The organism is Lacticaseibacillus sp. YLM2-1, from assembly GCF_056583465.1.
Window position 1 is genome coordinate 264,183 of the sequence record NZ_CM152617.1, and the last position, 25,355, is coordinate 289,537.

Here is a 25,355-nt window from a genome sequence, read left to right on the forward strand (position 1 = left end):
GCCATTTAGACTTGGGGGTCCTTATGAGCAGGTTTCTGCGCCTGTTTGCGCGTTTCGAAAGTAGAGCATAAGCGGCCCCAAGCCTAAATGGCCGGGCTTTGGCATTTAGGCTTGGGGTCCTTATGAGCAGGTTTCTGCGCCTGTTTGCGCGTTTCGAAACCTCCGAGATCAAGTAGTCCCTTAGTAGTCAACACGGTTCTAAGCAAAATTTGCGCAAACAAAAACCCTCCGCACTGATGCGAAGGGTTAAAGCAATCTATTAACCTACGACTTCAACCGTCGCAGTCAAAACTCCAGCTGAAGGAATCTGTGAATTCGGCATTGCAACATCCAATTGATTAGGGTTGCCAGCTGCAAAACTACCAGTATCATTAACAGTCCGATACCAAACTGTGCCATCAGATAATGTAATCTTCAGACGGGTACCTTTCGGGAATACGGAGAGGTTAGCAGCAACGCCGCCGTAACCCAAACCAGACCCAAGCACGGACGGATCATAGAAACTTAACTTGAAAGTACCTTTGTTGGTGGTTGTTTCTGTCGAAGCTGTTGTAGCAGCGCTTGATGAAGCAGAAGCGGCTGAAGCAGCAGATGCTGCCGCAGCATTTTGAGCTGCTTGTTGTGCTTCCTGTTGTGCTTTTTCAGCAGCCGCCTGTTCAGCAGCCGCTTGTTCTGCTGCAGCCTGTTCAGCAGCTGCTTGTTCTTCGGCAGCTTTAGCAGCGGCAGCTTTTTGATCAGCAATCTGATGTGCTGCTTCGGCAATATCATTCGTGCCGACTGTGAAGGTGATTTCTTTTTTAGGATTGATCAGTGAATGTGCATTCGCCTGTTCAACTTTAGCCTCATTGCTTAACACAATTGACTTTGCGTTTACGTGACTACTATCGTTATCTGCATCGGCGTGATCGGCAATCGCTTCGACCTTTTGTGAATGGTTACTTGCCATCCCTAATAATGGTGCGACACTGAGTAACGCGATGATAGATAATTTAATTTGCTTAGTAAAGATAAATATTCACTCCTAATATTTTGAATAGTCGTCGTTTTGTTCCCCCGAGAACACAAGACGAAGTATATAGGGGTGGTATGTCAGTAAAATACCAACATCATTACAAATATACTCAATTCAGTAATATTGTTACGTTCGTGTAACAAACGGAATGTTAAAATTTTTCGTAACAATCAGTGAACTTTTCTCAAAAAAGTGGGTTGAGACCTTGAAGTTACTGTGATATTGGCCAATTTTCTACCACAATTTGTGAATTTTTTGGAAATTTATGGGAGCCTAAACTTTAACTCTGATCGTTCATGATACAATTCAATGACTGGCCTAAACGGTGCTTTTGAGAATCAGGTATAATGAAGCTGAACTGTCAAGGAGGCCGAATTCGTGGCAATGTATCGGGAAAAACGTTTTGAAGAGATAAAAAAACTGTTGGCAGCACGCAGCGAGTTGAGTATCGAGGATATTATGAAGGCGGTTGGTGTTTCACGAGATACCGCACGCCGAGATATTGTTGCGCTTGATGCGCAAGGCGTTGCGAGACGAACTCGTGGCGGGTTGGTGTCTCTTAGCTTTGGTCACACGATTCCCAGCTACTCTGCGCGGCTGAAACGATTTTCAACTCAGAAAACAAAGATGGCTAAGTCAGCATTGACGTTAATCAAACCTGGCGGCGTTTATTTCATTGATGATTCGACAACTTTATTAAAATTGTCGCAGTCCATTCGACAACCGGTGACAGTTTACACGCACAGTTTAGACAATGCGATCGCACTTTCAGTTGAAGAACGTGTTAATTTACATCTTTTTGGTGGCAAACTGGATCATCACGCCCGGTTCTTCTTTGAACCAACGATGCTTGAAACACTTCGCCGAATCGCCTTTGATGCGGCATTTATCGGTGCAACGGCTATTGCCGAAGATGGGGTTTACTTTTCCTATATGGAAGATGCTCAGGTGAAGCAGGCGGCGGCGTTATCAGCACGCCGGGTGGTCGTGGTTTCTGAAACCGAAAAGTTTCAGATTGAAGCGCCTTATCGCGGGCTGGAACTCGGCCAGATTACCACACTTATTACGGATAAAAAATTATCGCAGACGCACAAGCAATGGTTTGCCCCACAGACACAGTTTCTGCTCGGCGACTAACAACTGCTTGACTAAAAAGGGATTGATACCTATTCAACAGCTAATAAATGATCCGGGGATTCGCACGAGTGAGGAGGTGCGTTCATGGTAAAGCCACTCGTCACCATCATTGTGCCGGTTTATAATCTTGAAGCCTATGTGGCTCACGGCTTGAAAAGCTTAATTGAACAAACTTATTCTCATTTGCAAATCATTGTGATCGATGATGCCTCAAAAGATCATTCTCCGCAGATCATTGCGCATTTCGCAGAACTGGATTCGCGTATTCAACCGATTCTGAAGCAGGTGAATCATGGGGTTTCGGCTGCACGCAATAGCGGCTTGGCCCTAGCCAAAGGCGATTTAGTTGCTTTTATGGATGGCGATGACTGGTACGAGCCGGACTTTATTGCTCACGCCGTTGACATGATGGCGCGTGGCTGGGATCTCATTGCGATGCCGTTTTATCGGGATGATCCTGACCCGCGACCGGTGCATGAGGCTTTACGCAAGCCTAAGCAGCTCACGCGGGAAGGCCTAATTCGGCAAATGCTTCATCCAATTGGTTATATTCGCGGTTATTTATGGAATAAAGTTTTTCGACGTGATGTCATCGAGCAAGTCAGGCTACGTTTTGATGAAAGCATGACAATTATGGAAGATGAACTGTTCACGGCGACTTACGTGATGGCCACTCACCGGTTTCTTTACACCGGGCATCCAGCTTATCATCATGTTGTTCGTCGAGACTCAGCGACCCAATCGTTGGGGATCATCGGTGCGGTTCCGCAGCAGCTATATGCGCTTTGGCGGATTCATCAAGTTTTACGAGTCGCACGACGAACAGAAAAGGTCACTAAGAAAGAGGCAATTAAGATTGAACATTGATCATTGGAGGCGCGGGCGTTGACAGAACATTTAATGACTTATCGCCAGCTTAAGCAAAAAGCAAAAGGGCAATTAAAAGAAGGCACGAATCGGCGCGATTTGATGCTGGCTTATTTGTTACCGAGTTTAATTCAGGCAGCTGTCGCTATCATCACGTACTTGATGGTCTTCGCCTTAATTCAAAAATTCGGCATTGACAAAGCTTTGACTGATCCAGATGGATTCCAGAATTATCTGCAAAGTGGCAATCGTACCGGAAGTATGAATACGATTCAAAGCCTGGTCAATACGATGCTGATTCAAGGGGTCAATTTTGGCGTGCTAGATCTTGTACGCCGTAAAGAGCGAGTTCAACCACTGCATGCGCTGCTAGGCTTATTTAACGGTCAGTGGTTCTGGGGTGCCATCTCATTATGGATCTTTATGTATTTCTTGACGTTGATGGGGCTGTCATTTTTCTTGATTCCTGGAATACTACTTGCACTGGGCTGGCGCCAGGCCTTTTGGGTCTTTAAAGATGGTCATGAAACCAATCAGCGCTTTTCCTCGATATCGGCGTTGATCGGTTCCTGGCGACTGATGCGCGGCTTCAAAGGCGATTTGCTCGGCCTGTATGTTTCCATGATCGGTTGGTATCTTCTGGAAAACATCACGTTCCATTTATTTGACTGGGTGATCAATCCATACTTGCAATTGGTTCACGCTAACTATTATGAAAATCGGCGCGCCTACAAGATCGCGGCTCAAGCGGCTCAATCATGACTAAAGCTGAATCGTTGTCGCCAGCCGCGAGACGGGGTATACTGACCGCGATCTCAACAAAATGAATTGTATATCGGTATTAGCATTTTGAAGGTGAGGCAAAAGACGATGGAAACTGAAGCCTATATGACACTTGCCGAAGTGAAAGCTCGGCAAGCCGCCTTAAAAGATAAAGTACCGCTAGATCAGGCTATTGCTGAAAATATTCAAAACTGGGCTCAGTGGTTGCTTGATGAAGGTTTCGAGGGCAGTTACTTCACGGCTAAGATTGACGGTGATACTATCAACATTACCGATTTAGATGGCCACCCAGCCGCCAGCATCAGCACCGATGCGCCAAGTTACGTCGAAGCATTTAAAGACAGTGATCGCATGACGATGATGGCCATTCAAACCAAACTACGCAGGTTGATCGATCGGCAGGTTTTAAAGTCGCAGTGAGCGCGAGCCAGCGCGTTTAGAAACCGGAGCATAGGTGGCCTCGAACCTAAATGGCCATTTAGGTTCGAGGTTCTTATGTGTAGGTTTCTGCGATGGCGAGCGCGTTATAGACAGCAAGCCAAGCATCAAAAAGCGAAAACGACCGCAGATCAATCAAGCTCGTTTAGGCTCGAGTCACTTATGTATGAGCTCCGGTAGTGACAACCAAACAATGTTTCACTCAAAAGCACCGCCAGTCGCTAACCATTAAAAGGTTAACGACTGGCGGTGCTTTTGAGTGCTTTGTCAGACTAGTAAAGTTTCATCTGATTCAATGGCCAATAGCGCCAAACAACAACTGATTGAATTTTTGACTTATCAACAAATCCAAAATCGCGGCTGTCATGGGATACTAGCCGATTATCACCCATCACGAAGTATTTGCCGGCTGGTACCTTAGCAGATTTCGTTGAGGAAAGGGTTTTGATGTTGAAGTCATTGGTGAATTTAATCGTTGAAGCATCAAGTCCCTGCTGACTGGCCCATTTATTAATCTCGTCGGTGGCAAACTTTTTGTTCAAGTATGGTTCGGCAATCTTCTTGCCGTTCACTGACAATTGATTATCTTTTGAACTAACGGTGTCACCAGGCATGCCAATGACACGTTTAATATAGAGAGAACCAGGCCGATCAGGGGCATTAATAACCACGATATCGTTTCGCTTAGGCTTTTTGACGCGGATAGAATACAAACGATCGCCGTTTTCCAAAGTCGGTTGCATCGAAGTTCCTTGCACCACATCTTTGCTCAACACATAGCGCATCAGTAGTTGACTGGCAAAGAAGATAACGGCAAAAAGGACAAGGAATTCGAGCACCGTTTTTAAGGTGGAATGACTGTTATTTTTCACAATGACACCTTCCGGAACAGAATAACTTCAGTCTACCACAAGCCGAACGCTCGCGACTAGGAAGATCACCGGTCAATTTAGTCGTATTTTGGGAAAAAGCCGCTATTTTCAGCTTGCCGGCATAAGTCGACAATTTGCGCATATTCGGCTAACATCAGGCACCAACGATGCGGCAAACTTGTATACCCGTAGGCAAGTCCAGCTAAACCGCCAACAAGCGCGCCAGTTGTATCGGTAGCGCCACCTTGGTTCACGGTTTGTAAGACGGCATCGTGATAGTCCGGTTTACTTTGTAGTGCCTTAAGTGTACGTGCTAATAAACTGATCGGATCGGTAGCACTCTCATCGGGCCACTTATCATCTGCCAAGGCTGCTTGAAAAGCTTCAAAAATTGGCTGGTAAGGCTGCGTGGTTCCAAAATAACTACCTGCTTTGTCGGTACCAGTGGCAATGGCACTCGGTAAATCTGGCGTCGCGCCAAGTAATTCAACGGCAATTTGCATGTAAATGCCAGCAGCAACCAAGTTTTCAGCGTCTTGGTTAGTAATATGAACAAAAGTTTCAAGCACCTTAACACCTTCAGCTTTTTGAAAAAGACTCGTGTCAAAAGTTTGATAGGCGAAAAAGGCGAATGGCAAGATTCGAATGAGTGCCCCGGGTTCTTTGGGGGAGGCAACTGATTGGCCAGTTTTAAGTGCTGTTTCAATGCTTGGCCAGATATCCGGACTGCGTTTGCCATAAGGAGCATACTTACCCGCGGTGAACCAAGCTTGGTAAGCCTTGATTAAGGCTTGTTCATCAAAACCGTGTTGCAAGGCATCTAATCCGGCTAATGCGAGTCCAGTTTCGTCAGAGTAGGTGCCAGCAGGCTGGTTAAAGGTGCCATAACCCTTCATGGTGGTCACCGGTGCTGCGGTTAATTCAGCCGCATTTTGTCCCTTAACTGGCAATCCCAACGCATCACCGATCGCAAAACCAACGGTGCCGTGAATCAAGCGTGATTCCATGATACCCATTTAGGTTCCCCCTCTATAATATATGTCGTGTCGTGATTTTGACATTTTCTCAGGTCATTCGAAGCATACTTAACCTTGTCAAAGGGCAGACCACATATAAATTCTTTGATATTACTATGGAGCTATTATTTCGCTAGAACGCATAAAATTGCAAAAAATTTGCTCCGTTGTAAAAATAACCATGCTGTGATAGCCTAGCAAGCAGTGACTATTTTCAGAAAGAGCGTGAATAAGGGAGTTAGAGCCAGTGTCATCATTGTGTCAATTGGCATTGAGGCCACCCGCATGCAAACTGTCACAGCTTGCGAAGTGGTTTCAGCAAATGCTCTAAGCAACCAATCAGCTGTCGTTTTTTATACGTTTTAGTATAGGAGGAATCATGAGTGTTCTTACCGTAACCGGCCTGTCACAGCGCTTTTTAGACAAAGTGTTGTACCAAGATGCCAGTTTTCAAGTAAATATCGAAGACCACCTTGGCGTGATCGGGCAAAATGGGGTCGGCAAGAGTACCCTCATTAAGATTCTGACAGGGACACTGACGCCTGATGCAGGTAAAATCGTCTGGCAGAAGCACTTACATGTTGGCTATTTGGATCAGTATGCGAATCTTGTACCCGGCCAAACGGTTATTGAATTTTTGCGGACCGCGTTTAGTGATCTCTACCGTAAAGAAGCAAAAATGAATCAGATTTATGCCGACTATGCTAATCATCCCGATGACGATTTACTGGCCAAAGCAGGCGAGCTGCAACAAGAGCTTGAAGCGGGCGATTTTTATGATCTGGAAACAACGATTCAAACTGTTGCTGAAGGCCTTGGAATTACAGCAATGGGGATGGATCATCCTGTTGAAGCATTGTCTGGCGGCCAGCGATCGAAGTTAATCTTGGCAAAATTGTTACTTGAAAAGCCGGATATGTTGCTCCTGGACGAACCGACAAACTATCTTGATGTGTCGCATATTGCCTGGCTAACGGACTGGCTCCAAAATTTTGAGGGCGCGTTTATCGTGATCTCACATGATTTTGATTTTCTAGAAAATGTAACCAATGCTGTCTTAGATATTGAGTTCGGGCAAATCACAAAATATACCGGAACGTTAAAACAAGCCATGCGCCAAAAAGAGGCCGATCATGAGACTTATTTGAAGGCTTTTGCCAAGCAGCAAGAGACGATTAAGAAAACTGAGGCGTTTATTCGGAAGTTTAAGGCAGGCACGCGCGCCACGATGGCTAAAAGCCGTGAAAAGCAGCTGGCGCGAATGGACAAATTGACGCCTCCTGGGACGCGATCCAAGGCGCATTTGGCGTTTCCGTATGCGCCTGTTAATCGACAAATCTTGGTGGATGTTAACGATTTGGTTGTTGGCTATGACAAGCCATTATTACAACCAATGAACTTTTCAGTTGCAAAAGATCAGATCATTGCTTTCGAAGGCTTCAATGGTGTCGGAAAATCGACGTTGTTAAAAACATTGCTCGGCCTTTTACCGGCGATCAGTGGCAACGTTGAAATAGCCGACAATGTTGTTTTTGGCTACTATGAACAAGAGTTGCACTGGGATCAACCTAAACAAAGCCCAGTGCAGTATTTGGAGCAACGGTTCCCAGCGCTCACGCAGAAAACCGTTCGACAGGTCTTATCACGCACTGCACTGACCAGTGAAGAGGCGAACAATCCTCTGACGATGTTGTCAGGGGGCGAACAGGCTAAGGTCAAGTTGGCTGACCTAATGCTCCAAACGACTAATATTCTAGTGATGGACGAGCCGACGAATCATTTGGACGACGACACCAAAAACGCTTTGCGTGAAGGCTTGCAACAATATCCTGGCGCAGTTTTACTAGTTTCCCATGAAGCTGGCTTCTATGATAGTTCCTGGGTTGACACAGTTGTGAACGTTGAACAGTTGCAAGTTAAAGCTTAACGTTTCGAAAAAATCAACGGGGCATGACCATCAATGATGTTTATGCTGTTATCTATAAAAAGACTTGCTGCTGTATGAACGTTCATACAGCAGCAAGTCTTTTTTAGTCGAAATTCGGATAATTCGGTTTGTGTTTCGAGCATACTGAATGGGTGGTGATTAAACATGCCAGACCAGTTGGGTATAAGTATAAGTCAAGCGATCAGTCACATGAACGTGCGTATTCTCATGGCCGGTGATGGTCTTGGCAAGGCTGGCAGCAGTTTTAAGACCAATTGGTGTCGCCAGATCCGGTAACAAGTCGCTTAAAGTTGTTTGCTCTTCAATTTCGTATGTCAAAGAATGACTTTGAAAAGGTATCCGTTGGGCTGTCAGCCAAACTTTGAAGCTTGTCATCCGGGCGGGGTCCGCCTGATAAACTGGTGGTAGCTGCAATCCTAAAAGCGAGGCCGCTTGTTCAAGCAAAGCGTCAGACTGTGCAGTTTGAAAGTTAAGCACCACGGTTTGGTTAGCCCAGTTCATCAGCATTTTTAGGTCTTGAGGTTTAAGTGTCGGCAACTGGCTGACAAACAACATATCGGCATTAAGCGGCTTGTGTAATTTGCGCCAGTCAGCCACGATAAATTGAGCTTTAGTATCGGCTTGTTGATGCATGCGCTCTTTTGCAAAGGCGAGCATGGCAGACGACCAATCAATGAGCGTCAGTTCCTGAACCCATGGCATCATTTGAACAGCGTAGCGGCCAGTTCCGGCAGCTAAGTCGACTGCCGAATGCGCAGGCAGCAATTGCGTTGAACGCAGCCATGCGATGACATCGTGTGCGATAGGCAAACGCGACGCCTGCTCTGCCGCGGCATAATCAGGCGCAAATGCGTTCCAAAAAGCTTGATCCTCTGTCATAGTGCGTGCTTTTCCTTTCTTGAAAAACTTTTTTAAAAAAGTGGTTGACTTGAGTGAGCAAACTGCGTAGTATAGTACGAGTCGTCAGTCATAAAAACAGTTTAAACCGCACAGCGATTTAAAAAAAGATGTTGACAACGAGTTGCCAATTTGATATTCTTAGTAAGTTGTCGCTTGGCGACAAAGTGGTCCTTTGAAAACTGAACAAAGTTTCGTTTAAATGTGCAGGGTCCTTGGTACTTTGGTACCGAGGCAAGAAGTAACATTTGCGAAGTCAATTCGCTAGAACAACAAATCGAGCTATTCAAACAGCTCATATTTATATGAGAGTTTGATCCTGGCTCAGGATGAACGCTGGCGGCGTGCCTAATACATGCAAGTCGAACGAGTTCTCGTTGATGATCGGTGCTTGCACCGAGATTCAACATGGAACGAGTGGCGGACGGGTGAGTAACACGTGGGTAACCTGCCCTTAAGTGGGGGATAACATTTGGAAACAGATGCTAATACCGCATAGATCCAAGAACCGCATGGTTCTTGGCTGAAAGATGGCGTAAGCTATCGCTTTTGGATGGACCCGCGGCGTATTAGCTAGTTGGTGAGGTAATGGCTCACCAAGGCGATGATACGTAGCCGAACTGAGAGGTTGATCGGCCACATTGGGACTGAGACACGGCCCAAACTCCTACGGGAGGCAGCAGTAGGGAATCTTCCACAATGGACGCAAGTCTGATGGAGCAACGCCGCGTGAGTGAAGAAGGCTTTCGGGTCGTAAAACTCTGTTGTTGGAGAAGAATGGTCGGCAGAGTAACTGTTGTCGGCGTGACGGTATCCAACCAGAAAGCCACGGCTAACTACGTGCCAGCAGCCGCGGTAATACGTAGGTGGCAAGCGTTATCCGGATTTATTGGGCGTAAAGCGAGCGCAGGCGGTTTTTTAAGTCTGATGTGAAAGCCCTCGGCTTAACCGAGGAAGCGCATCGGAAACTGGGAAACTTGAGTGCAGAAGAGGACAGTGGAACTCCATGTGTAGCGGTGAAATGCGTAGATATATGGAAGAACACCAGTGGCGAAGGCGGCTGTCTGGTCTGTAACTGACGCTGAGGCTCGAAAGCATGGGTAGCGAACAGGATTAGATACCCTGGTAGTCCATGCCGTAAACGATGAATGCTAGGTGTTGGAGGGTTTCCGCCCTTCAGTGCCGCAGCTAACGCATTAAGCATTCCGCCTGGGGAGTACGACCGCAAGGTTGAAACTCAAAGGAATTGACGGGGGCCCGCACAAGCGGTGGAGCATGTGGTTTAATTCGAAGCAACGCGAAGAACCTTACCAGGTCTTGACATCTTTTGATCACCTGAGAGATCAGGTTTCCCCTTCGGGGGCAAAATGACAGGTGGTGCATGGTTGTCGTCAGCTCGTGTCGTGAGATGTTGGGTTAAGTCCCGCAACGAGCGCAACCCTTATGACTAGTTGCCAGCATTTAGTTGGGCACTCTAGTAAGACTGCCGGTGACAAACCGGAGGAAGGTGGGGATGACGTCAAATCATCATGCCCCTTATGACCTGGGCTACACACGTGCTACAATGGATGGTACAACGAGTTGCGAGACCGCGAGGTCAAGCTAATCTCTTAAAGCCATTCTCAGTTCGGACTGTAGGCTGCAACTCGCCTACACGAAGTCGGAATCGCTAGTAATCGCGGATCAGCACGCCGCGGTGAATACGTTCCCGGGCCTTGTACACACCGCCCGTCACACCATGAGAGTTTGTAACACCCGAAGCCGGTGGCGTAACCCTTTTAGGGAGCGAGCCGTCTAAGGTGGGACAAATGATTAGGGTGAAGTCGTAACAAGGTAGCCGTAGGAGAACCTGCGGCTGGATCACCTCCTTTCTAAGGAAACAGACTGAAAGTCTGACGGAAACCTGCACACACGAAACTTTGTTTAGTTTTGAGGGGATCACCCTCAAGCACCCTAACGGGTGCGACTTTGTTCTTTGAAAACTGGATATCATTGTATTAATTGTTTTAAATTGCCGAGAACACAGCGTATTTGTATGAGTTTCTGAAAAAGAAATTCGCATCGCATAACCGCTGACGCAAGTCAGTACAGGTTAAGTTACAAAGGGCGCACGGTGGATGCCTTGGCACTAGGAGCCGATGAAGGACGGAACTAATACCGATATGCTTCGGGGAGCTATAAGTAAGCTTTGATCCGGAGATTTCCGAATGGGGGAACCCAGTACACATCAGTGTATTGCTTGTCAGTGAATACATAGCTGGCCGGCGGCAGACGCGGGGAACTGAAACATCTCAGTACCCGCAGGAAGAGAAAGAAAACTCGATTCCCATAGTAGCGGCGAGCGAAGTGGGAAGAGCCCAAACCGAGAAGCTTGCTTCTCGGGGTTGTAGGACTGGACATTGGAGTTACCAAAGTCCGACGTAGTCGAAGTCAGCTGGAAAGCTGCGCCACAGAAGGTGAAAGCCCTGTAAGCGAAACGTCGAACCCTCCGTCCAGGATCCTGAGTACGGCGGAACACGTGAAATTCCGTCGGAATCCGGGAGGACCATCTCCCAAGGCTAAATACTCCCTAGTGACCGATAGTGAACCAGTACCGTGAGGGAAAGGTGAAAAGCACCCCGGAAGGGGAGTGAAACAGTTCCTGAAACCGTGTGCCTACAATTAGTCAAAGCCCGTTAATGGGTAATGGCGTGCCTTTTGTAGAATGAACCGGCGAGTTACGTTTGCTTGCGAGGTTAAGATGAAAAGTCGGAGCCGTAGCGAAAGCGAGTCTGAACAGGGCGAATGAGTAAGCAGATGTAGACCCGAAACCAAGTGACCTACCCATGACCAGGTTGAAGGTGTGGTGAAACACACTGGAGGACCGAACCCATGTATGTTGAAAAATGCTGGGATGAGTTGTGGGTAGCGGTGAAATTCCAAACGAACTTGGAGATAGCTGGTTCTCTCCGAAATAGCTTTAGGGTTAGCCTCGGAGGATGGATCATGGAGGTAGAGCACTGTTTGAACTAGGGGCCCATCAAGGGTTACTGAATTCAGATAAACTCCGAATACCATCGATCTTACTCCGGGAGTCAGACAGTGAGCGATAAGGTCCATTGTCGAAAGGGGAACAGCCCAGATCACCAGTTAAGGTCCCTAAATTTATGCTAAGTGGAAAAGGATGTGGCGTTGCACAGACAACTAGGATGTTGGCTCAGAAGCAGCCACCATTTAAAGAGTGCGTAATAGCTCACTAGTCGAGTGGCACTGCGCCGAAAATATACCGGGGCTAAGCATAATACCGAAACTGTGGGTGCACCCGTAAGGGTGCGCGGTAGGAGAGCGTTCTAAGGGCGTTGAAGGTCGATCGTGAGGACGGCTGGAGCGCTTAGAAGTGAGAATGCCGGCATGAGTAGCGAAAGATCAGTGAGAATCTGATCCACCGTATGACTAAGGTTTCCTGGGGAAGGCTCGTCCTCCCAGGGTTAGTCGGGATCTAAGGCGAGGCCGAGAGGCGTAGTCGATGACAAGCAGGTTGAGATTCCTGCACTAGTTTATTTTGTTTAAGCGATGGAGGGACGCAGGAGGCTAAGGAAAGCGCACGGCTGGAAATGTGCGCCCAAGCAGCAAGTCTGACAGCGAGTGAAATGCTTGCAGTCTTAAGGACAAGCTGTGATGGGGAGCGAAATTATAGTAGCGAAGTTCCTGATGTCACACTGCCAAGAAAAGCTTCTAGTGAGAAATAAACTACCCGTACCGCAAACCGACACAGGTAGTCGAGGAGAGTATCCTCAGGTGAGCGAGCGAACTCTCGTTAAGGAACTCGGCAAAATGACCCCGTAACTTCGGAAGAAGGGGTGCTGACCGCAAGGTCAGCCGCAGTGAATAGGCCCAAACAACTGTTTATCAAAAACACAGGTCTCTGCTAAATCGTAAGATGATGTATAGGGGCTGACGCCTGCCCGGTGCTGGAAGGTTAAGAGGATGAGTTAGCGCAAGCGAAGCCCAGAATTGAAGCCCCAGTAAACGGCGGCCGTAACTATAACGGTCCTAAGGTAGCGAAATTCCTTGTCGGGTAAGTTCCGACCCGCACGAAAGGCGTAATGATTTGGGCACTGTCTCAACGAGAGACTCGGTGAAATTATAGTACCCGTGAAGATGCGGGTTACCCGCGACAGGACGGAAAGACCCCATGGAGCTTTACTGTAGCTTGATATTGAGTGTTTGTACCGCTTGTACAGGATAGGTAGGAGCCGTAGAGATCGGAACGCTAGTTTCGATGGAGGCGTTGGTGGGATACTACCCTAGCTGTATGAACACTCTAACCCGCGCCACTAATCGTGGCGGGAGACAGTGTCAGGTAGGCAGTTTGACTGGGGCGGTCGCCTCCTAAAATGTAACGGAGGCGCCCAAAGGTTCCCTCAGAATGGTTGGAAATCATTCGCAGAGTGTAAAGGTATAAGGGAGCTTGACTGCGAGACTGACAAGTCGAGCAGGGACGAAAGTCGGGCTTAGTGATCCGGTGGTTCCGTATGGAAGGGCCATCGCTCAACGGATAAAAGCTACCCTGGGGATAACAGGCTTATCTCCCCCAAGAGTCCACATCGACGGGGAGGTTTGGCACCTCGATGTCGGCTCATCGCATCCTGGGGCTGTAGTCGGTCCCAAGGGTTGGGCTGTTCGCCCATTAAAGCGGTACGCGAGCTGGGTTCAGAACGTCGTGAGACAGTTCGGTCCCTATCCGTCGCGGGCGCAGGAAATTTGAGAGGAGCTGTCCTTAGTACGAGAGGACCGGGATGGACGTTCCGCTGGTGTACCAGTTGTGCCGCCAGGCGCATCGCTGGGTAGCTATGAACGGCAGGGATAAACGCTGAAAGCATCTAAGTGTGAAGCCCCCCTCGAGATGAGATTTCCCATTCCTATATGGAAGTAAGACCCCTGAGAGATGATCAGGTAGATAGGCTGGAAGTGGAAGTGCAGCGATGCATGGAGCGGACCAGTACTAATCGGTCGAGGACTTAACCAAGTAAGCGTGCAAGCAGGCGCAGGTTTCTGCGACTGCGAACACATTTCGATGACAAGTACGTTAGGTTCAAGGCAGCAATTAAACAATGATAGCCAGTTTTGAGAGCGCAAAGTTCTCATAAGTGTGGTGGCGATAGCAAGAAGGATACACCTGTTCCCATGCCGAACACAGAAGTTAAGCTTCTTCACGCCGAGAGTAGTTGGTGGGAAACTGCCTGCGAGGGTAGGAAGCTGCCACGCTAAGTTAGGATCTGGTCATTGACCGGATCTTTTTTTATACCTTGATAAGTAAGTGGCAGTCGTGCTAAATTGCAAGAGCAAGCATGGAAGGGGATCACATCATGGCAATTGAGGCAACGAAAGATAACTTGAAGGCATTGACAGCTGAAGGCACGGTTGTCGTCGATTTTTGGGCACCGTGGTGCGGCCCTTGTAAAGTGCTTGATCCGATGTTAACGGCCCTAGAGCAAGAACTGCCAGCGCTTAAAGTGGTTCGTTATAATGTTGAAAAAGATCATACGTTGCCGAGCACTATGGGCATTATGTCAGTACCCACCTTAGTCATTTATCAGCAAGGAGAGGCGCGCGAAAAAGTGACAGGTGTTTACCCTAAAGACAAACTTAAACGGTATTTTGAACAGAAACTTGAGGCGTAGGTATGACACATTCAGTTGAGCGTCAGGATACAGCAATCCAAAATCAAGTATTGGCAACATGCTTGCTTGCTGGACGCATTATGATTGAAGGCGGTTCGGAAATGTATCGCGTTGAAGATACGATGCGACGAATTGCTGTGAATGCCGGTGAGCCACAAACGTTGGTGTTTACGACGCCAACCGGTATATTTGCTAGCATCGAAAATCAGCCGTATATTCAGGAGCGGCCGATTAGCAAACGATCGATTGATATGGAAAAAGTGACGCGCGTGAATCAACTCTCTCGTTCGTTTGCGGCTGATCAGATTGATCTAGATGAATTGCACGCGGCATTGATCAAACTGGATCAGAACACCCCTTTTTTCCCGATTTGGTTGCAGGTGGTGAGCGCGGCAGTTGTCAGCATGACACTCATGGTGTTATTTGCTCAACAGTATGACTGGCTTGATATGCCTTTGGCAGCTGCGGTCGGTGCATTGGGCTTTCTAGTTGATATCAAAGTGAATGCAGTGACCAACATTCGGTTTATTAGTGAATTACTGGGCGCATTGGTCGTTGGCTTAACTGCGTGGCTTGGGGTCAGGTTAGGCCTAGGACACAACCTGGACTTTATTATTATTGGAGCGATTATGCCGCTTGTACCGGGGGTAGCGATTACCAATTCGATTCGCGATATGCTGGCGGGACATTTGCTGTCCGGTATGGCCCGCGGGATGGAAGCCATTTTGAGCGCTTGTGCTATCGGTGTTGGTATTGCTATGATCTTCCGGTTCTTCTAAAAACATAAAGGAGGCGGCATCTTGCAGTGGTGGTTTGCTTTATTAGTTCAACTTTTGTTCAGTTATTTGGCAACGGTCGCTTTTGCTATCATTATCAACGTGCCGCGCAAGGCGTTAAATTTGGCTGGTTGGGCCGGGATGATGGGCTGGTTGGCCTACTGGTTGTTGATGGAAGTCGGTAGTGGCCGGATGATGGCCAATTTAGTCGGAGCTTTTGTCATTGGCTTGTGTGGAATCTTTTTTGCGCGCTATAAGAAAATGCCGGTCATCATCTTCAACATTCCGGGATTTGTACCTTTGGTGCCAGGCGCTGTTGCTTACCAAGCAGTACGAGCAACTGTCTTAGGCGATCTGGACGGGGCCTTGCAGTATGTCAGTCGGGTGGTCATGATCGCTGGTGCCATTGCTGTCGGCTTTATGTTGGCGCAGCTGTTATCAGAAGTGTTGTATAAACGAGCTGTTTTAAAACCCAAAAAGTGATATAATCGTGTTATGCGATGAGTCGAGTAAGCACGCAACTTGTGCTGAAAGCTGCAGCTGACTGGTTAAAAGCCACCCGCCGGATTTGTGGGGTCAGCGATCTCAAGGTTGTGGAGCCAGCGAGATCCTATCCAAGTCAATTTGGGTACTGCAGAAAAAGGACGTTTTTGCCTTTAAGGGTAAGAACGTCCTTTTTTATGTGCGATTTAACTAGACTGACTACAAAGACAAACTCTTTTTGCTCTAATAACTTTATTAGAATAGAGGGTTGACTTAGACATGCATTTCCTCTAAGAAAGTTATTGCCAGGCGTTTGATTGTCATCAAAATAAACATTCAGCAAATTACCAATAAAAAATTCTGAGAAAATAAGTTGACTTTCCTTGGTAATCATATTAAGATTTTAACCAACCATTAATCTTAACTAGGAGGGCGTATTGATGTCATTGATGTGTATGCAAAGAAAAACAAATCGTAACTGTCATTACGCTCTTTTAGCCTTGTTGTTGATGCCAGGGACCCGACCGAATTGATCGTTTAAGATCAACGTGTTGAGCCCCGTTTTCGCATTGGCGATGGGGCGTACGATTAGCACCCATTCGTCTGAATGGGTGCTTTTTTCTGTTAAGAATCAATGAGATATAGTCATAAGCAATATAATGAGGGGGAACCAAGATGAAGAAGCAAATTGTCAAAGCAATTATGAGCGCTGGCGTCATCGCCGCTTCGATGCTGGCATTGGCAGGCTGTGCGACAAAGAGTGCCACGAGCAAAGGAAATACGGCAGGTAACACGATTAAAATCGGCGTGAACATGGAGTTGTCTGGCGCGGTTGCTGGTTACGGCGAACAGCAGAAACAAGGCATTGAATTGGCCGTGAAACAGATTAACGCTGCAGGTGGTATTAAGGTCGGAAATACTAAGAAAAAAATAACGGCGGTCTATCGTGACAACAAATCGTCAACGAGCGGCGCGGCTTCAGTAGCTGCACAGCTGGCGAATACTGACAAAGTGGTTGCGATCGTTGGACCGGCGACAACCAATGACGGAACAGCCTCTATTCCAAACGTGACCAAGGCGGCCGTACCAATGGTGAGTCCCAGTGCTACGGATCCAAACTTTACACTTCAGAAAAATGGCAGCGTGCAGCCTTACGTTTTCCGTGCTTGCTTCAATAACGATTTTCAAGGAGACCATGCGGCGATATTTGCCAACGATACCTTGAAGGCCAAAAACGTGGCGATTATTGCTGACAACTCGACTGATTACGGAACCGGGTTGGCTAAGGCATTCAAGAAGAAGTTTAAAGGTAATATCGTGACGACTCAGTATTATCAATCAGGTGATAAAGATTTCAATGCTATGCTGACAGCGATCAAAAGCAAGAAAATTGATGCCATCTATGCACCGGGCTATTATTCAGAATTAGGCCTCGTCATCAAGCAAGCGCGGCAGTCAGGCATCAAGGTACCGTTTATTGGTGCAGATGGCATGGCCGATCCTAAGTTGGCACAAATCGCCGGCGCTGCGAATGCAACTGATATTTATTACACCACGCCATTTTCGACGCTGAGTGCTAACAGCAGCAAGCTGGTGAAGAACTTTATGACCAGCTTTAAGAAGCAGTATCAAACAGAAGCACCAACGTTCTCAGCACTTGCCTACGATTCGGTTTACATGATCAAGCAAGCGATTGAAGATCAGAAGGCTGCTGATTCAGCCAGCATTGCCAAGGGCTTGGCCAAGATCAAAAAAATGCCTGCTGTGACAGGCACCACGACCATTGATAGTCACCATAATCCTGAGAAGCCGCTGGCGGTTGAGCAACTGACACAAGGCAAAATTGCCAAAGTCTATACCGTTAAGTAAATGACTGCGGAAGCTTTTTATGAGGAGATCATATTTTGCAAACCTTGATGCAACAAATCATTAATGGACTCTCACTTGGCAGTATTTACGCTTTACTCGCGCTAGGTTATACCATGGTTTATGGGATCATCAAGCTGATTAACTTTGCCCATGGTGATATCTATATGCTCGGCGCGTTTTGGGGCTATTATGCGATTAATTACCTGCACTTCAGTTTTGTTCCAGCATTGTTGTCGGCGATGGTGATGGCTGCGCTCTCAGGCGTCTTGATTGAATACTTGGCGTATCGTCCGTTGCGAAATTCACCGCGAATTGCGGCGTTAATCACTGCCATTGGCGTTTCCTTTTTCCTAGAAAATGGCATGTCGTTTCTATTCGGTGCTAATGCCCGGAACTTTCCACAGGTCATCACCACTAAAACCTACCAGATACTAGGGGTCGATGTTTCAAATGTGCAACTGCTTATTTTGTTCACATCCTTGGTACTGATGGTGATGCTGCAGTTCATTATCAAGCAAACAACGATGGGCAAGGCGATGCGGGCGGTGGCAGTTGATCCAGAAGCCGCGCAACTGGTGGGGATCAATCCCGATCACGTCATTTCCTTCACCTTCGCATTAGGATCAGCACTGGCTGGTGCAGCGGGTGTCATGATCGGCTTGTATTACAATTCGATTGATCCATTAATGGGAATGGTGCCGGGAATCAAGGCGTTTGTCGCCGCGGTTGTTGGTGGGATCGGATCGGTCCCAGGAGCGGCTGTAGGGGGCTTCTTGATTGGCTTGCTAGAAACTGGTGTTCAGGCTGTGGGCTTATCGGCCTACAAAGATGCGGCGGTTTACCTTGTTTTGATCATCATGCTGGTCGTGTTACCTGCTGGATTATTCGGCAAACGTCAACGGGAGAAGGTGTGAGCCTATGTTTAAAAATATGCGCAGTAAGCTCATTTGGCTCGCGACGATGATTGCTGGCTTTGTCTTGATCGACATTGGTGAATTAACCGGCGTCATTAACGGGTTTATCGAAAATGCGCTGGTCACAATCGGCATTAACATTATTTTGGCAGTCGGTTTGAATCTTATTATCGGATTTTCCGGTCAGTTTTCGCTTGGTCATGCTGGCTTCATGGCGATTGGCGCTTATGCCACGGCGATCATCACACAAAACATCTCAACGCCGCTTGGGTTTTACCTTGCTATGCTGGTCGGCATGATCGTTGCGATCATTGCCGCTTTGATTGTCGGAATCCCCACGTTGCGGCTGCGAGGTGACTATTTAGCGATTGCCACGATGGGCGCCGCTGAGATTATCCGAGTCATTATTAATAATTTGAAAATCACCAATGGCCCTGCTGGTATGTTTAATATTCCGCCTTTGGCTTCGTGGCCAACGGTCTATATCTTAATGTGTGTCACTACTGTGATCGTTGTGAACTTCATTCACAGTCGGGCGGGCCGCGCGGTGATGGCCATTCGTGATGATGACATTGCCGCTGAGTCGATTGGCATCAATCCGACCAAATGGAAACTGGCAGCTTTCGTGCTCGGCGCTGCCACGGCAGCCATTGGCGGTTCACTCCATGCGAGTTACTTGCAAACGATTGCTCCCGGAGATTTTGGCATCATGAATTCGATTGCTTTGCTGATTATCGTCGTTTTAGGCGGGGTCGGTAGTATCACTGGCACTTTTGTCGCGGCGGTTGTGTTGGGCATCATCGATACAGTGCTGCAGAACTTTGGCACTTTGCGAATGGTTATCTATGCGCTGGCACTCATTTTGCTAATGGTTTTCAAACCAGCTGGCTTATTAGGCCATTATGAGTTGTCGTTCAAGCGCAAGCGCCAGATTCGGAAAGGAGCAGCATCATGACGCAACAATTGGTAATTGATCACGTCAGTAAAGTTTTTGGCGGTTTAAAAGCCGTCGCGGATGTCACGATGACGATCGAACAAGGGACACTGATTGCCTTGATCGGGCCAAATGGTGCTGGGAAAACAACATTGTTCAATATGTTGACTGGCGAATCTGGGCCGTCGTCTGGCACGATTACCTTGTATACGGCTGATGGACCAGTTGATATTACGAAAAAGAAAGCCTATCAGGTGGCGAAGCTCGGTGTTGCTCGAACTTTTCAAAATATTCGCTTGTTTGACGCCATGACGGTCAAAGAAAATGTTTTAGTGGCCCGGACACATCTTTATCGTGAAAGTTTCATTGGCACGATGCTGCGGTTGCCGCAGTTTTATCAACAGGAGGCAGCCGTAGCAACTGCAGCCGACGAATTGTTAGATTTTTTTGAGCTTGCTGATGTAGCCGATGAACCGACTGCTAGTTTGCCATATGGTACGCAACGGCGGGTGGAGATAGTGCGGGCAGTGGCCACGAAGCCGCAACTGCTGTTTCTGGATGAACCAGCTGCCGGGATGAATCCAGAAGAAACGGCAGATCTGGGGCGTTTGATTACTCGGATTCGTGAGCATTTTGGCATCACGGTGGTTTTGATTGAACATGACATGTCGCTGGTGATGAAATTGGCTGAGTCAATTTATGTACTCGACCATGGCGCCATGATTGCTTCTGGAACCCCTAATGAGATTCAAACTAACGCGCAGGTCATTAGTGCTTATCTGGGAGGTGAAAACCATGCTTGAGGTTAAACATCTCGTTGTGAACTATGGTGGCATTCAAGCTGTCAAAGACGTCAGTTTTAGCGTTCAAACAGGTGAGATTGTTGCCTTGATTGGCGCAAATGGTGCTGGTAAAAGTACGATTCTGAAAACAATCTCCGGTTTGTTGCGACCACGTTCCGGTATCATTGACTATGAAGGGCAGAAAATCAATGGCATGGCGGCAGCCAAAATTGTGAAGCAAGGCATCTCGCAAGTGCCGGAAGGTCGACATATTTTTGCTGGTTTGACGGTAGCCGAAAACCTGCAAATGGGTGCGTTTGGACTGAAGGATAAGCAAGCTGCTGGCGAACAAATAACGATGGTCTATGATCGTTTTCCGGTGTTGAAGGAGCGGCAACATCAAGATGCCGCAACACTTTCCGGTGGTGAACAGCAGATGTTAGCCATGGGGCGAGCTTTGATGGCAAAGCCCAAATTGCTGTTACTCGATGAGCCTTCGATGGGCTTGGCGCCGATTTTCATTCAAGAGATTTTTGACATTATCACGAAAATCAACGCGCAGGGAACAACAGTGTTGCTGATTGAGCAAAATGCACGCCAAGCGTTGGCCATCGCCGATCGCGGTTACGTTTTGGCCAGCGGCACGGTCAAGCTGACCGGGACAGGCGAAGAGCTGCTTGCCGATCCGGCTGTGCAGGCAACTTATCTGGGGATGCAAGTGCCTTAGATAAGTGAACAGTTAACAAGCGTCAAAAAGCCAAGCCACAATATTTAGGGCTTGGCTTTTTGTTGTTATTGGTGACAAAGGATCGGTACAAAGACAAATAAACAGGCACTGACAGATGCGTCAGTGTCTGTTTATTTTTTGTCTGTATCAGTTAAGTGAGGTTGGACGGCCCTTTTGTCTTACGATCGTTTAAGGATTCTGTCCGGTATCGCCTGGTGCTTGTCCGACGCCTCGACCACTACCGCCTTGCCCTGGCCGAATGCCCTGTTGGTTCGGTGTAGCGACCATGTATTGACTGATCAAGTTCACAATCTGTCGATTTTGCGGGAGTGAGCTGTGACCCGCTTCGTCGCCGGAAACGGTGATCTGGGTGTAGTGCGCGACCTGGTTTTGGAAAATATATTTACCAGCTTCCACACTTTCGATTGGGACGGTGCCATCGCCGTCCAGATTTTCGGTACCAGCAATTGAGTAGACAGTCAAGCTGCTAGGCAACTTGTTGCGGCTAGTAATGAGATCGTTCAGCATTTGTGTTCGATTGTCAGGATTGCTTTCTTCAAGGTTGTACGGCGTTCCAATGGTCATGAGTCGTGTCATCCGCACATCAGAATCGCTGTAATACTTTTCGAGAAAAAGGGTGAAGATCAAGCCGCCATTACTGTGACCAATACCACGAAAACGATTGAAATTATAGGTTTTCGCCAATTGCTTAAAGGCAATGTTGAACCACGCCGCCTGTTTCTTGATGTTGTTATAACCATCTTTATTGTTTTCGAATGCGACAACGATGTACGGCTCGGTATCACGTGCTGCGATTTTGCCACTGTAAGTTAGTGTACCATTAGTTTTGACCGTAATTTTCAACAAACTATGGCCCGTTGTTTGGGCGTTTAGCTGGGTGATCAACGTGTTGAACCGATCTTCTGTTGCTGAACTCCCAGGAATCAAAATAATCGGTTGCATACGGGAGTTGTGAACAACGCGAGCAGATTTAACGTTTTGTTCCATCCAGCTGGTAGCGGGGAGCATGATAGCCGTTACCGCCAAGACACTGACCAGTAATAACAGCCATTTTCGCCAGTGTTTAATCATGATGACCACCGACCTTTGCTGATTCAAGATTGATTGTTTCTGCTAGTCGCACAAATGGGATATAGATAAGAACCGAGATTGCTAAGCAGAGGATAGCCACGAGAAGCGATACCCAATTACCATTGGTGCCTAGGAAGGCTGCCAACGGTCCGGGCGTTGTCGTTGGAATCGTATAAACTGACGGCGGCATAAGACGCAAGCGGATAGCTGCCCATGCAATCGTCATATTAACTAGCGGTGCAATCAAGAACGGCACAAGCAAAATAGGGTTTAACATGACTGGCCAGCCAATCATGATTGGTGAGCTGATATTGACCAAGCTCGGCAAAAGCGACATGCCAGCTATTCGGCGTAATGGCCGGGTTTTGGCAACCCAAAGTGTCGCAATGATGAGGGCTAAGGTCATCCCAACGCCACCGAAACTCGCGAAGGGATGGTAAATGGTGCCAATGGTGATCGGGTTGGGCACGTTGAACAAATTGTTGTGCTCAAGCGCATAATTCAAATTGGCAGTGCTGGTCGTGCTACCGGCTTGCACTGTTAACGGATTAATCGGACCTTCAATACCAGCCCACCACATGAGGGCATTAATGGTGGTGACCAAGGCCAATCGAATCGACACGTGACTGAGGCTGGAGGCAGGTATCTGAAATGGAATGTAGAAAAGCCCGATGAAACCTTCTGTCGAGATGCGGCTGAGGCTGTAATTGATCGCCACACTGATCACCAGGATCACGACAGTAAGCCAGGTGCCACGCAGCCCACGGTCAACCAAGGCAGCGATTGTATACCGATGCGTTGGTTCTTCGAGGTTCGCACGTGTGAAGCGGAAGAGCCAACCGATAAGCAAGCCGAAAAAGATAGCAATAAACAAACCACGATAACCAAAATTATTCATTTGGAAAGGTGATTGGCCATTGCGTCGTGAATCCAAATTAAGAATCATAAATGCCCCGACACTCGTTAAGGCTGCCAAAGAATCATCTTTGCCATAAGATCGGGCAATAAATTTGGCAACGAAAAACGCCGCCATAACCGCCATCAGATCGAGTGTCACTGTTTGAATCGACATCAAAATGGTGCGGATCTGGCTATAGTAAGGAATGACGGTGTCAAGATGATAAATGACTGCAAAAAAGCCATTTCGTGAAAACACACTCTGCGTCAACATTTGAGCCCAAGCACCGACCAGAATAAACGGGAAAATGACGGCAAGGGTTTGTTGGAGCGCGCGATAAATGCGGGTGTGTCGCAACCGAACGCTATTGTTAACGAGCACGGGCAGCAATCTCTGCATCAGATTGCTCATGGCTGCCATCTCCCTTTTCAATTTTTTTAATGGCGCATTATCAATGCTATTCTAACAAATATTAATATCGCCGAGTAGTTTTCGTATTGAAAAGAAAGTTAAAACAATGATGAGACGCCTTATGAAAGGTCGAGTTTTACGATTTCTGCTTTCGATAGGCCTCCATCTTGGCGTGGAAAGTCGCTTCCGTCACGCCATAGGCCGCAAATGTTACCGCATTAGCGCCAGCTTCGATCGTGGCAGTGATCTGCTCATCGGTTTTACCGCCAGAAGCAATAATCGGGAAATTCGGGTGCTTGCTGTCAATGGCCGCACGAACTTCGGCCACAAGATTGGCGGTTTCTTTGCCACCAGCAATGTTAAAAGCCGCGACACCGGCATCAATTCGGGCGTTAAGATCATCCATATGACGGACAATGGTATAGATCGTTGGAACGTCCACCACACGATTGACATTGATGAGCGTTTCAATCGGAGTTGGCGCATTTAACACAACGGCCTGGGCACCGCTTTCTTCTGCAAAAGCGCCAATGGTTGCGGCTCGCAAGCCCTTGGTTAGCCCGCCGCCGATGCCAGCCAGAATCGGCACGTTAGCCACCGTTGCTACAGCTTGGAGAATGCGCGTATTAGGTGTCCACGGATAGACAGCCAGAATCGCATCAGCATCGCAATTCGCGATCACAGCGACGTCCATGGTATAGATGATACTGCGAATTTTTTTACCAAAAAGCGTAATGCCACTGGCCGCTTTAATCGCTGAAGGTGCTTGAACAATATCAGTGCGGAGCTTAGAAGTTAAATTCGGGGGCATGTTCGTCATGGAAGTACCTCACTTTCAAGAAACAACTTGATTAACTTTATTATAATGGATGAGATTAGGTGAAGGCGAGAAGGACACCTTTATGACTGTTTCGCCATAGGCCGGGTGTCCCGAAGCCTTCGAGTTTGCTTTAATCAACTGCCTTGCCAAAACGCATTTGCAAGCCACAACTTGGCTTAACGGTACGCGTACTCATGATCTATTCAACCCTTTCTATGCACGATTAACCATACCATGGTATTCTTAAGGCAATCTGATGAATGCGTCATTTGGTAACCGCATTCATCTTCTGCAGATAAGATAAGCTTTTTGGCTGCGATCAGAAGGCTATTTATGACGGAGGCGTAAAAATGGCAAAACCATTGGCAAAGTACATCGATCATACTTTATTGAAACCGGATGCAACACAGGATCAGATTGATGAAGTATTGGCACAAGCAAAACAGTACGGTTTTGCATCAGTTTGTATTAATCCCTATTGGGTTGTTCGGGCGGCGGCTAGTTTGCGCGACACGGATGTGAACGTCTGCACGGTTATTGGCTTTCCTCTCGGGGCAAACACCACCCAGACGAAGGTTTTCGAGACTGGACAGGCAATTGACGAAGGTGCTCAGGAAATCGATATGGTCCTGAATATTGGCGAATTGAAGGCAGGGCATGACGATCATGTTCGTGCTGACATTCAGGCAGTTGCTGATATGACCCATGCTAAAGGTGGTTTGCTAAAAGTGATCATCGAAGCGGTTTTGCTCACGGATGATGAAAAAGTCACGGCTTGCAAGTTAGCAGCTGCGGCGGGCGCTGATTATGTGAAAACATCTACTGGATTTGCAGCAGGCGGCGCGACGGTGCACGATGTCGCTTTGATGCGCAAAACAGTTGGCGATAAACTAGGGGTTAAGGCAGCGGGCGGCATTCACACTTATGCTGAAGCTAAGGCATTGATTGATGCTGGCGCTGATCGTCTTGGTGCCAGTGCAGGGATTCAAATTTTGAAGGAAGCAGGCGAAGCATAA

At 47.6% G+C, this 25,355-nt stretch carries 22 protein-coding genes and 3 rRNA genes; 17 read left to right on the top strand and 8 right to left on the bottom strand.

Features of this window, described 5'->3' with window-relative positions:
- Positions 1-259 precede the first annotated feature (259 nt).
- On the bottom strand, positions 260-946 hold the full coding sequence (locus AC07KQ_RS01300) for a hydrolase (RefSeq protein WP_003563024.1): 687 nt from the start codon (positions 944-946) through the stop codon (positions 260-262).
- A gap of 444 nt (positions 947-1,390) precedes the next feature.
- Between AC07KQ_RS01300 and AC07KQ_RS01305 the strand changes: the two genes are divergently transcribed.
- From AC07KQ_RS01305 to AC07KQ_RS01320, 4 genes are all read left to right on the top strand, one after another.
- Positions 1,391-2,149 carry a DeoR/GlpR family DNA-binding transcription regulator gene (locus AC07KQ_RS01305; protein ID WP_003563026.1) on the top strand — a complete coding sequence of 253 codons (759 nt, stop codon included), beginning with the start codon at positions 1,391-1,393 and terminating at the stop codon, positions 2,147-2,149.
- A gap of 84 nt (positions 2,150-2,233) precedes the next feature.
- Positions 2,234-3,016, top strand: coding sequence for a glycosyltransferase family 2 protein (locus AC07KQ_RS01310; protein WP_003563028.1), 783 nt, complete (start codon positions 2,234-2,236; stop codon positions 3,014-3,016).
- A gap of 18 nt (positions 3,017-3,034) precedes the next feature.
- A complete protein-coding gene (locus AC07KQ_RS01315) occupies positions 3,035-3,778 on the top strand; it encodes a DUF975 family protein (protein WP_003563030.1) in 744 nt (247 codons plus the stop codon).
- A 108-nt stretch (positions 3,779-3,886) separates the two neighbouring features.
- Positions 3,887-4,219: a hypothetical protein gene (locus tag AC07KQ_RS01320; protein ID WP_003568838.1), complete on the top strand. Its 333-nt coding sequence runs from the start codon at positions 3,887-3,889 to the stop codon at positions 4,217-4,219.
- Positions 4,220-4,509: 290 nt separating this feature from the next.
- Here the strand turns inward: AC07KQ_RS01320 and lepB are convergent, their stop codons facing one another.
- Both lepB and AC07KQ_RS01330 read right to left on the bottom strand, forming a co-directional pair.
- Positions 4,510-5,109 carry a signal peptidase I gene (lepB, locus tag AC07KQ_RS01325; protein WP_003563036.1) on the bottom strand — a complete coding sequence of 200 codons (600 nt, stop codon included), beginning with the start codon at positions 5,107-5,109 and terminating at the stop codon, positions 4,510-4,512.
- A gap of 77 nt (positions 5,110-5,186) precedes the next feature.
- Positions 5,187-6,125: an ADP-ribosylglycohydrolase family protein gene (locus tag AC07KQ_RS01330; protein WP_013245369.1), complete on the bottom strand. Its 939-nt coding sequence runs from the start codon at positions 6,123-6,125 to the stop codon at positions 5,187-5,189.
- A gap of 379 nt (positions 6,126-6,504) precedes the next feature.
- On the opposite strand from AC07KQ_RS01330, the gene AC07KQ_RS01335 reads away from it, so the two are divergent.
- Positions 6,505-8,052, top strand: coding sequence for an ABC-F family ATP-binding cassette domain-containing protein (locus tag AC07KQ_RS01335; protein ID WP_003563040.1), 1,548 nt, complete (start codon positions 6,505-6,507; stop codon positions 8,050-8,052).
- Positions 8,053-8,211: 159 nt separating this feature from the next.
- Here AC07KQ_RS01335 and AC07KQ_RS01340 read toward each other — a convergent pair whose 3' ends face one another.
- Positions 8,212-8,952: a class I SAM-dependent methyltransferase gene (locus tag AC07KQ_RS01340; protein WP_480156577.1), complete on the bottom strand. Its 741-nt coding sequence runs from the start codon at positions 8,950-8,952 to the stop codon at positions 8,212-8,214.
- A gap of 319 nt (positions 8,953-9,271) precedes the next feature.
- On the opposite strand from AC07KQ_RS01340, the gene AC07KQ_RS01345 reads away from it, so the two are divergent.
- The 6 genes from AC07KQ_RS01345 to AC07KQ_RS01370 all read left to right on the top strand — a co-directional run bounded on the left by AC07KQ_RS01345 (position 9,272) and on the right by AC07KQ_RS01370 (position 15,892).
- Positions 9,272-10,841 (top strand): 16S ribosomal RNA (locus tag AC07KQ_RS01345).
- A gap of 219 nt (positions 10,842-11,060) precedes the next feature.
- Positions 11,061-13,978, top strand: a 23S ribosomal RNA gene (locus AC07KQ_RS01350).
- A gap of 122 nt (positions 13,979-14,100) precedes the next feature.
- A 5S ribosomal RNA gene (gene rrf / locus AC07KQ_RS01355) occupies positions 14,101-14,217 on the top strand.
- The 16S, 23S and 5S rRNA genes sit together here, the layout of an rRNA operon.
- Before the next feature lie 101 nt (positions 14,218-14,318).
- Positions 14,319-14,633 (top strand): thioredoxin family protein, encoded by a 315-nt coding sequence (locus AC07KQ_RS01360; protein ID WP_003568841.1) that lies wholly within the window; start codon positions 14,319-14,321, stop codon positions 14,631-14,633.
- A gap of 2 nt (positions 14,634-14,635) precedes the next feature.
- Positions 14,636-15,412 carry a threonine/serine exporter family protein gene (locus AC07KQ_RS01365; RefSeq protein ID WP_003563076.1) on the top strand — a complete coding sequence of 259 codons (777 nt, stop codon included), beginning with the start codon at positions 14,636-14,638 and terminating at the stop codon, positions 15,410-15,412.
- 21 nt (positions 15,413-15,433) lie between these two features.
- Positions 15,434-15,892: a threonine/serine exporter family protein gene (locus AC07KQ_RS01370; protein ID WP_003563079.1), complete on the top strand. Its 459-nt coding sequence runs from the start codon at positions 15,434-15,436 to the stop codon at positions 15,890-15,892.
- A gap of 136 nt (positions 15,893-16,028) precedes the next feature.
- Here AC07KQ_RS01370 and AC07KQ_RS01375 read toward each other — a convergent pair whose 3' ends face one another.
- Positions 16,029-16,286: a hypothetical protein gene (locus AC07KQ_RS01375; protein WP_003659682.1), complete on the bottom strand. Its 258-nt coding sequence runs from the start codon at positions 16,284-16,286 to the stop codon at positions 16,029-16,031.
- Positions 16,287-16,567: 281 nt separating this feature from the next.
- On the opposite strand from AC07KQ_RS01375, the gene AC07KQ_RS01380 reads away from it, so the two are divergent.
- From AC07KQ_RS01380 to AC07KQ_RS01400, 5 genes are read left to right on the top strand one after another with little or no spacing between them, the layout of a single operon-like run.
- On the top strand, positions 16,568-17,761 hold the full coding sequence (locus AC07KQ_RS01380) for an ABC transporter substrate-binding protein (RefSeq protein WP_003577424.1): 1,194 nt from the start codon (positions 16,568-16,570) through the stop codon (positions 17,759-17,761).
- Between the two features lie 35 nt (positions 17,762-17,796).
- Positions 17,797-18,675, top strand: coding sequence for a branched-chain amino acid ABC transporter permease (locus tag AC07KQ_RS01385; protein WP_003563083.1), 879 nt, complete (start codon positions 17,797-17,799; stop codon positions 18,673-18,675).
- 4 nt (positions 18,676-18,679) lie between these two features.
- Positions 18,680-19,630, top strand: a complete 951-nt coding sequence (locus tag AC07KQ_RS01390) for a branched-chain amino acid ABC transporter permease (protein WP_003563086.1) — start codon at positions 18,680-18,682, stop codon at positions 19,628-19,630.
- On the top strand, positions 19,627-20,412 hold the full coding sequence (locus AC07KQ_RS01395) for an ABC transporter ATP-binding protein (RefSeq protein WP_003563087.1): 786 nt from the start codon (positions 19,627-19,629) through the stop codon (positions 20,410-20,412). The genes AC07KQ_RS01390 and AC07KQ_RS01395 overlap by 4 nt, the downstream gene beginning before the upstream one ends.
- Positions 20,405-21,118, top strand: coding sequence for an ABC transporter ATP-binding protein (locus AC07KQ_RS01400; protein WP_003563089.1), 714 nt, complete (start codon positions 20,405-20,407; stop codon positions 21,116-21,118). Before AC07KQ_RS01395 ends, AC07KQ_RS01400 begins: the two co-directional genes overlap by 8 nt.
- A gap of 189 nt (positions 21,119-21,307) precedes the next feature.
- Here the strand turns inward: AC07KQ_RS01400 and AC07KQ_RS01405 are convergent, their stop codons facing one another.
- The 3 genes from AC07KQ_RS01405 to AC07KQ_RS01415 all read right to left on the bottom strand — a co-directional run bounded on the left by AC07KQ_RS01405 (position 21,308) and on the right by AC07KQ_RS01415 (position 24,339).
- Positions 21,308-22,210 carry an alpha/beta hydrolase gene (locus AC07KQ_RS01405; RefSeq protein ID WP_003563091.1) on the bottom strand — a complete coding sequence of 301 codons (903 nt, stop codon included), beginning with the start codon at positions 22,208-22,210 and terminating at the stop codon, positions 21,308-21,310.
- A complete protein-coding gene (locus AC07KQ_RS01410; protein ID WP_013245370.1) occupies positions 22,203-23,519 on the bottom strand; it encodes a PTS sugar transporter subunit IIC in 1,317 nt (438 codons plus the stop codon). The genes AC07KQ_RS01405 and AC07KQ_RS01410 overlap by 8 nt, the downstream gene beginning before the upstream one ends.
- A gap of 136 nt (positions 23,520-23,655) precedes the next feature.
- Positions 23,656-24,339, bottom strand: coding sequence for a beta/alpha barrel domain-containing protein (locus AC07KQ_RS01415; RefSeq protein WP_003563095.1), 684 nt, complete (start codon positions 24,337-24,339; stop codon positions 23,656-23,658).
- 350 nt (positions 24,340-24,689) lie between these two features.
- Here AC07KQ_RS01415 and deoC point away from each other — a divergent pair, with 350 nt between their 5' ends.
- Positions 24,690-25,355: a deoxyribose-phosphate aldolase gene (deoC, locus tag AC07KQ_RS01420; protein ID WP_003563099.1), complete on the top strand. Its 666-nt coding sequence runs from the start codon at positions 24,690-24,692 to the stop codon at positions 25,353-25,355.

What these genes read in the sequence shown, in the direction of transcription:
- AC07KQ_RS01300 (WP_003563024.1), bottom strand. Translation starts at nt 946, where the DNA reads ATGGCAAGTAACCATTCACAAAAGGTCGAAGCGATTGCCGATCACGCC.
- AC07KQ_RS01310 (WP_003563028.1), top strand. Translation starts at nt 2,234, where the DNA reads ATGGTAAAGCCACTCGTCACCATCATTGTGCCGGTTTATAATCTTGAA.
- AC07KQ_RS01320 (WP_003568838.1), top strand. Translation starts at nt 3,887, where the DNA reads ATGGAAACTGAAGCCTATATGACACTTGCCGAAGTGAAAGCTCGGCAA.
- AC07KQ_RS01330 (WP_013245369.1), bottom strand. Translation starts at nt 6,125, where the DNA reads ATGGGTATCATGGAATCACGCTTGATTCACGGCACCGTTGGTTTTGCG.
- AC07KQ_RS01335 (WP_003563040.1), top strand. Translation starts at nt 6,505, where the DNA reads ATGAGTGTTCTTACCGTAACCGGCCTGTCACAGCGCTTTTTAGACAAA.
- AC07KQ_RS01340 (WP_480156577.1), bottom strand. Translation starts at nt 8,952, where the DNA reads ATGACAGAGGATCAAGCTTTTTGGAACGCATTTGCGCCTGATTATGCC.
- AC07KQ_RS01360 (WP_003568841.1), top strand. Translation starts at nt 14,319, where the DNA reads ATGGCAATTGAGGCAACGAAAGATAACTTGAAGGCATTGACAGCTGAA.
- AC07KQ_RS01365 (WP_003563076.1), top strand. Translation starts at nt 14,636, where the DNA reads ATGACACATTCAGTTGAGCGTCAGGATACAGCAATCCAAAATCAAGTA.
- AC07KQ_RS01375 (WP_003659682.1), bottom strand. Translation starts at nt 16,286, where the DNA reads ATGATTACCAAGGAAAGTCAACTTATTTTCTCAGAATTTTTTATTGGT.
- AC07KQ_RS01380 (WP_003577424.1), top strand. Translation starts at nt 16,568, where the DNA reads ATGAAGAAGCAAATTGTCAAAGCAATTATGAGCGCTGGCGTCATCGCC.
- AC07KQ_RS01390 (WP_003563086.1), top strand. Translation starts at nt 18,680, where the DNA reads ATGTTTAAAAATATGCGCAGTAAGCTCATTTGGCTCGCGACGATGATT.
- AC07KQ_RS01395 (WP_003563087.1), top strand. Translation starts at nt 19,627, where the DNA reads ATGACGCAACAATTGGTAATTGATCACGTCAGTAAAGTTTTTGGCGGT.
- AC07KQ_RS01400 (WP_003563089.1), top strand. Translation starts at nt 20,405, where the DNA reads ATGCTTGAGGTTAAACATCTCGTTGTGAACTATGGTGGCATTCAAGCT.
- AC07KQ_RS01405 (WP_003563091.1), bottom strand. Translation starts at nt 22,210, where the DNA reads ATGATTAAACACTGGCGAAAATGGCTGTTATTACTGGTCAGTGTCTTG.
- AC07KQ_RS01410 (WP_013245370.1), bottom strand. Translation starts at nt 23,519, where the DNA reads ATGAGCAATCTGATGCAGAGATTGCTGCCCGTGCTCGTTAACAATAGC.
- AC07KQ_RS01415 (WP_003563095.1), bottom strand. Translation starts at nt 24,339, where the DNA reads ATGACGAACATGCCCCCGAATTTAACTTCTAAGCTCCGCACTGATATT.
- deoC (WP_003563099.1), top strand. Translation starts at nt 24,690, where the DNA reads ATGGCAAAACCATTGGCAAAGTACATCGATCATACTTTATTGAAACCG.